The sequence below is a fragment of the Flavicella sp. genome (assembly GCF_037132785.1).
Taxonomy (GTDB): domain Bacteria; phylum Bacteroidota; class Bacteroidia; order Flavobacteriales; family Flavobacteriaceae; genus Flavicella.
On the sequence record NZ_JBAHZZ010000118.1, the window covers coordinates 1 to 6,074 of the forward strand.

Here is a 6,074-nt window from a genome sequence, read left to right on the forward strand (position 1 = left end):
TACAGAGGTATGGAAAAAATGCATACTCAAAATCTGATGGAAGCTATTTGTTACAATTTATATAGAAGTCCAAGGATAATTGCCACTAATTCTAAAAACTAAAGGAAAATGAACCAAAAAATAGATCCATAACTAGCATAAACAATGAAAATAAGAAAAAAAAATATAAATTTTAGATTTAAAAAGTCAAAATTGAAATCTAAAACTGAAAAGAGCATTATGCAACGGTCTTAAATAATGAAAAAAAACATAAATTTTAGATTAAAAAGTCAAAATTGAAATCAAAGAGATCATTATGCAACGGTCTTGATTGATTTTTTTTGAAATTTGGTTGAATTTAATTTCATAATATAAAATTGTTTTGTTGCTAAAATCGGATAATTTTATTTTTTGATTTAAGGTGATAATAAACAAAAATAACAGATGAAATGTGTATGTAATTGCTGTGGAAATCTATATAATCATTTTAGAGTTTAAAACCGTCCAACTCCGCTAAAACTTTTGTAATTTTGCGAACTTAAAAGTTTGATTTATAAACTAAATAAAAAGACATGAGTAAAATAATGACAGTCGACATTTTGTCGAGTATTAAAGGAGCTAAGCCGTCTGAATCGGTGAACAAATTGTTTGATGTAATAAGGAATGCACATCCTACAAATAATAATTCTTTAAATAATGTCAATATAAATGCGGTGTCTGTTAGTGATTTAAGAGAAGATGTAGTGGTGAAAAGTTCTGCTATTGAAAGAAAAATCATTAGAGAAAATTTTCCAAAAGAAAAAGATGGGTATTTAGTTGTTTCAAAAGTTATTGAAGATTAATATGGAGTCTCAGATAAAAAAAATACACCAACAATTGGTGTCTAAACAGATAACTTGTACAGATTTAGTGCAAAAGAGGTTGAACTTGTTAAAACAAAACACACACAATACCGTAAATTCTTTATTGACAGAGACTGCATTAGTTGCTGCAGCAAAGGTTGACGAGAAAATTTCGAATGAAGAGGAAATAGGTTTGTTAGAAGGAATTCCTTTTGGGATTAAAGATGTATATATGGTACAAGGAACCTATACTACAGCAAGTTCTGATTTATTGAAGAATTATAAAGCTGCTTATACAGCAACAGCAATCCAAAAGTTGTTGGATGCAGGAGCTATTCCATTGGTAAAAGAAAATTGTGATTGTTTTGGTCATGGTTCTTCGTCTGAAAACACAATTTTTGGAGCCGTTAAAAATGCAATAGATGATACTCTAGTTTCGGGTGGGTCTAGTGGAGGTTCTGCTGTAAACGTCGCTAAAGGGTATACTGTGTTTTCGATTGGAGGAGATACAGGAGGTTCTATCCGTCAGCCTGCTGGTTATAATAATATTTATGGTTTGAAACCTACTTATGGTAGGATTTCTCGTTTTGGAATTATGGCTTATGCTTCTTCTACGGATTGCGTAGGACCTTTGGCAAAATCTATTGAAGACATTCGTATTCTGTTAAATATAATGAGTGGTAAGGATATTAAAGATCAAACTTCTTATACCTCACAAGAAATTTCACGAGAAAATATTGCATGCGTTGAGGGTGTGAAAAAGATTGGATATTTTAAAAACTTTATAGAAAGTGAGGCAATTGATGTGACTATAAAAGCTGATTTTTTAGCAGTGATTGAAAAAATAAAAGCAAAAGGAATTGAAGTAAAAGAGCTAGACTTTTTTAAGTCTGACACTTTGGTTTCTACCTATTATACATTAGCTATGGCTGAAACTGCCTCTAATTTATCGAGATTAGATGGTACGAATTATGGGAATAGAATAGAAGATAAAAACTTAAAAGAAACCTACGCAGTAACTCGTTCTGAGAATTTTTCTAAAGAGACAAAAAGAAGAGTTGTTGGTGGGAATCAGGTATTATCTCAAGGTTTTTCTGATGCTATTTATTTAAAAGCTTTGGCATTGAAAGATCAAATTTCTGAAAGTTTTGAGAAAAACTTCAAAGAAGTTGATATTATTTTATCACCAGTAACACCTGCTCCACCTCCTGTAATAGGAGAAAGTTTAAATGATCCATTAGCAATGTATTTGTCTGATGAATATACCGTAGGTTTTAGTTTAGGACAACTGCCAACTCTTACGGTGCCACAAGGAACTGTAACGGGATTACAGATTACTGCTGCAAAGAAAAATGAAGAACAAGTATTGAAGTTTGCTAACTTCTTAAAAGATACAATATAATGGAATTAGAGCAGTTAAATTCGGCTATTGAAGCCCTCGATTTAGAATTGGTAATTGGACTTGAAACACATGTTCGATTGAATACCAAAACCAAGTTGTTTTGTTCTTGTCCAAATCAGGAAATTGAAACACCTAACGAAAATATTTGTTCTGTATGTACAGGTCAGATGGGAGTCTTACCTTCTTTAAATAAAGAAGCGATATCAAAAGCTATTTATTTTGGTAAAGCGGTAAATTCAACATTTTCTAATGAGGTTATTTCTTGGGATCGTAAACATTACGAATATCCAGACAACCCTAAAAATATTCAAATAACACAATTCCATAATCCAGTAATTCCGGATGGACAAGTTTCCTGTTATAGAAATGATGGCTCTCAGTTTACTGTGGAATTGACACAAGTTCATATTGAGGAGGATGCTGCAAAATTAGTTCATGAAAAGAAAATTTCATTGGTCGATTTTAATAAGGCAGGTGTTCCTTTGATTGAAATTGTTACTGAGCCCTGTGTTCGTAATATTGAAGATGCTTCTATCTACGCTCAATATATTCAGCGTATTGTTCAGAATTTAAAAATTTCTGAAGCCAATTTAGAAAAAGGAGAGTTTAAATCGGATGTTTCTGTTTCATTACGAAAAAAAGGCAGCAAAGAGTTAAATCCACGTACGGAGATCAAAAACTTAAATTCGTTTAAGTTTATGGTAGATTCTTTAAAGGAAGAAATTGAAAAACAATTGAATTATTATACGGAGCACAAAGAGTTTCGTCCAGATCAAACGACAGTTTTATGGGATGCTGAATTAAAGCAAACTAAAACGATGCGTAAAAAAGAATTTGAAGCTGATTACCGTTTTATTTCTGAGCCAGATTTACCATTTGTTTCGATTAAAAATCTTGTAGAGAAAATTTCAGTAGATGCTAGCGTGCTTCCTTATGCTGTTGAATCTATTTTAATCAAAGGAGGAGTGCTTCCTCAAGACGCAAAATTTTTTACAGCAAATTCTTTGCGTTCTGATGTGTTTGTAGCAATCAATGCGGTGATAAACGATCCATCATTTGTAGCAAAAACACTATCCAATAACATCAAACCAGAAGACTATGCTAGTATAGCTCATGTATCTAATTTAATTGAGGTTTTCTCCTTGCTAAAAGAAGATAAAGTGACTGTTGTGTTAGTTCAAAATGGAATCAAATCACTGTTAAAAGATGCTAGTTTTGATTATAAAAAATTCTTTGCAGACAATACAATTTCTAAAGATCAGATTAAGGCGGCTATTGCTAAGGTTGTTTCTGAAAATAAAGCAGTAGCAAATGAGATAAAAGCAGGGAATCAAGGAAAAGCAGGAATACTTGTAGGAAAAGTGATTGCAATTATTGGCAAAGGAGCTTCAGGGAAAGTAATTCGTCAGGGTATTATTGACGCAGTAAGTGGTAAAGAAGTTAAGAAGTTGGAAGATAAGGAGGGAGAAACTTCACTAGCGAATAACGAACAGCCAACAGCTAAGGAGGAAGAAGTCCTCCCAAAAATTCCATTGGTGATAAAAGAGGAGTATAGAACTCATAAAACTTCTGAATTATCAGAAGAAACTATTGGAGAGCAAGTCATACTGGCAGGATGGGTTTCTAGTGTTCGTGATCATGGTGAATTGATGTTTATTGATTTACGTGATTCGAGTAATGAAATTTTACAGGTGCGTTTGAGTAGAGAGTCTTTTTCTAACTTGGATGAATTGGTGAAATTAAAACCAGAATCTGTGATTACAGTAACTGGAATTATTGTTTTAAGAAAAGAAGAAGATTTTAATGCAGGCTTGCGTTCAGGTAAAATCGAATTGGAAACTTCAGTATTAGAAATTTTAAATTTATCAAAAACACTTCCTTTTGAAATAAAAAGAGCAATACGTTCTAATGAAGCAATAAGGTTTGAATATAAATTTTTAGATCACAGGAATGATGATGTAAGAAGAGCTGTTGTAAATAGACATAAGGTGATTAAATTAATGCGTGATATTTTGGATGAACAAGAGTTCTTAGAAATTGAAACGCCAATTTTAACTGCAGGAACTGATGAAGGAGCAAGAGAATTTATAGTTCCAACCAGAAAGCAAGCAGGGTTGTTTTATACCTTACCACAAGCGCCACAACAGTTTAAACAAATGTTGATGGTAGGTGGTTTTGAAAAATATTTTCAAATAGCACGTTGTTTCCGTGATGAAGATTCTCGTGGAGATCGCCAACCAGAATTTACGCAGTTAGATATTGAAATGGCTTATGTGAGTATGCAGCAAATCATAGATTTGAATACAAATATATTCAATGAAATTGTAAAGAAAATTTATGGTAAAAAATGGAATCTTAAACCTTTTGAGGTGATTACCTATAAAGAGGCTATGGATAAATATGGTTGTGATAGACCAGATTTACGTTTCGGATTAGAAATGCAAGATATTACGGAGATTGTAAAAGATACAACCTTCCAAGTATTTAGCAAACCTATTGATGATGGAGGTATTGTAAAATGTATCAAGGTTTCTGCTAAAGAGCAAGGAAGCAAACGTATGTCTAAAGGTCAGATTGAAAAACTGACAGCAATTGCACAGGATCACGGTCTTGGAGGCTTGGCATATATCATTGTAAATGAAAATGATTTACAGTCGCCAATCATTAAATTCTTAGGCGAGGAAATTGCTTCTGGAATTATAAATGCTACTTCTGCTCAAGTTGGAGATATCGTATTCTTTTCAGCAGCGGATTATGATACGGCGAATAAAGCATTGGATGCTGTTCGTCAAGAGTTGGGAGCGATGCTTCGTTTGATCAATCCAAAGGAATTAAGACCCGCTTGGGTAGTAGATTTCCCAATGTTTGAAAAGACAGATGAAGGGCGTTGGACATTTACTCACAATCCATTTTCAATGCCTGCGCTGTATGATTTAGAGAAGCATATGAATGGTAAGGAAGAAGAGATAGGAAATATCATTGCACAGCAATACGATTTGATTTTGAATGGATATGAAATCGGTGGTGGATCTGTTCGTGCTCACAAACCTGAAATTTTAGAAGCGACCTATAAGAATATGGGGTATGACAAAGAGGGAATGATGAAGAGTGTTGGTACCATGTACGACGCTTTTCATTATGGGGCACCACCTCATGGAGGAATTGCTTGGGGAATAGATCGTTTGATGATGATTTTAGAGAAGAAAGCTTCTATTAGAGAAGTAATGGCTTTTCCTAAAACAGGTTCAAGTGAAGATTTATTATTTGGAAGTCCTTCTCAATTATCTGATAAAAAGGTAGAAGAGATGAACGTAAAAATTATGAGAAAATAATTTTTTAGTCTATAAATAAGAAAGGCCAGATAATACTGGTCTTTTCTTTGTTTAAGGGGAGGATTAAGTTCTAAACCAAATAATTTAAGACCGTTGCATAATGCTCTTTTCATTTTTAGATTTCAATTTTTACTTTTTAAATCTAAAATTTATATTTTTTTTTCTTATTTTCATTGTTTATGTTAGTTATGGATCTATTTCTTGGTTCATTTTCCTTTAGTTTTTAGAATTAGTGGCAATTATCCCTGGACTTCTATATAAATTGTAACAAATAGCTTCCATCAGATTTTGAGTATGCATTTTTTCCATACCTCTGTACCTTGCAACTCCACCTTTAAACCATAACTTTATTCCTCCAAAAGTTCGCTCCACTATAAACCTTGTTTTGCCAATTAATTTATTAAATCGTTTTTCCCATTTTGTCAATGATTTATTTTTAACAGCTTTTTTAAGAATGTGATTCTTTAAATTTCGATCTTTTAAAAGTGTTGCGTTTTTCTTTGATTGATACCCTTTATC

General features: G+C 32.7%; 4 protein-coding genes. 3 read left to right on the top strand and 1 reads right to left on the bottom strand.

Annotated elements, in window-relative coordinates:
• The first annotated feature begins 563 nt into the window (after nt 1-563).
• From V5787_RS08060 to gatB/aspS, 3 genes are read left to right on the top strand one after another with little or no spacing between them, the layout of a single operon-like run.
• Nucleotides 564-821: a hypothetical protein gene (locus V5787_RS08060; protein WP_336892736.1), complete on the top strand. Its 258-nt coding sequence runs from the start codon at nt 564-566 to the stop codon at nt 819-821.
• 1 nt (nt 822) lies between these two features.
• The gene (locus tag V5787_RS08065; protein WP_336892737.1) at nt 823-2,223 is read left to right on the top strand and encodes an amidase family protein; all 1,401 of its coding nucleotides are present in this window, start codon (nt 823-825) and stop codon (nt 2,221-2,223) included.
• Nucleotides 2,223-5,555 (top strand): bifunctional amidotransferase subunit GatB/aspartate--tRNA ligase AspS, encoded by a 3,333-nt coding sequence (gene gatB/aspS / locus V5787_RS08070; RefSeq protein ID WP_336892738.1) that lies wholly within the window; start codon nt 2,223-2,225, stop codon nt 5,553-5,555. The genes V5787_RS08065 and gatB/aspS overlap by 1 nt, the downstream gene beginning before the upstream one ends.
• Before the next feature lie 216 nt (nt 5,556-5,771).
• Here gatB/aspS and V5787_RS08075 read toward each other — a convergent pair.
• A partial coding sequence (locus tag V5787_RS08075) for a transposase (protein WP_336892739.1) occupies nt 5,772-6,074 on the bottom strand: 303 nt, incomplete at its 5' end.

Excerpts from the sequence above, each read along its gene's own strand:
- V5787_RS08060 (WP_336892736.1), top strand. The coding sequence starts at position 564 with ATGACAGTCGACATTTTGTCGAGTATTAAAGGAGCTAAGCCGTCTGAA.
- gatB/aspS (WP_336892738.1), top strand. The coding sequence starts at position 2,223 with ATGGAATTAGAGCAGTTAAATTCGGCTATTGAAGCCCTCGATTTAGAA.
- V5787_RS08065 (WP_336892737.1), top strand. The coding sequence starts at position 823 with ATGGAGTCTCAGATAAAAAAAATACACCAACAATTGGTGTCTAAACAG.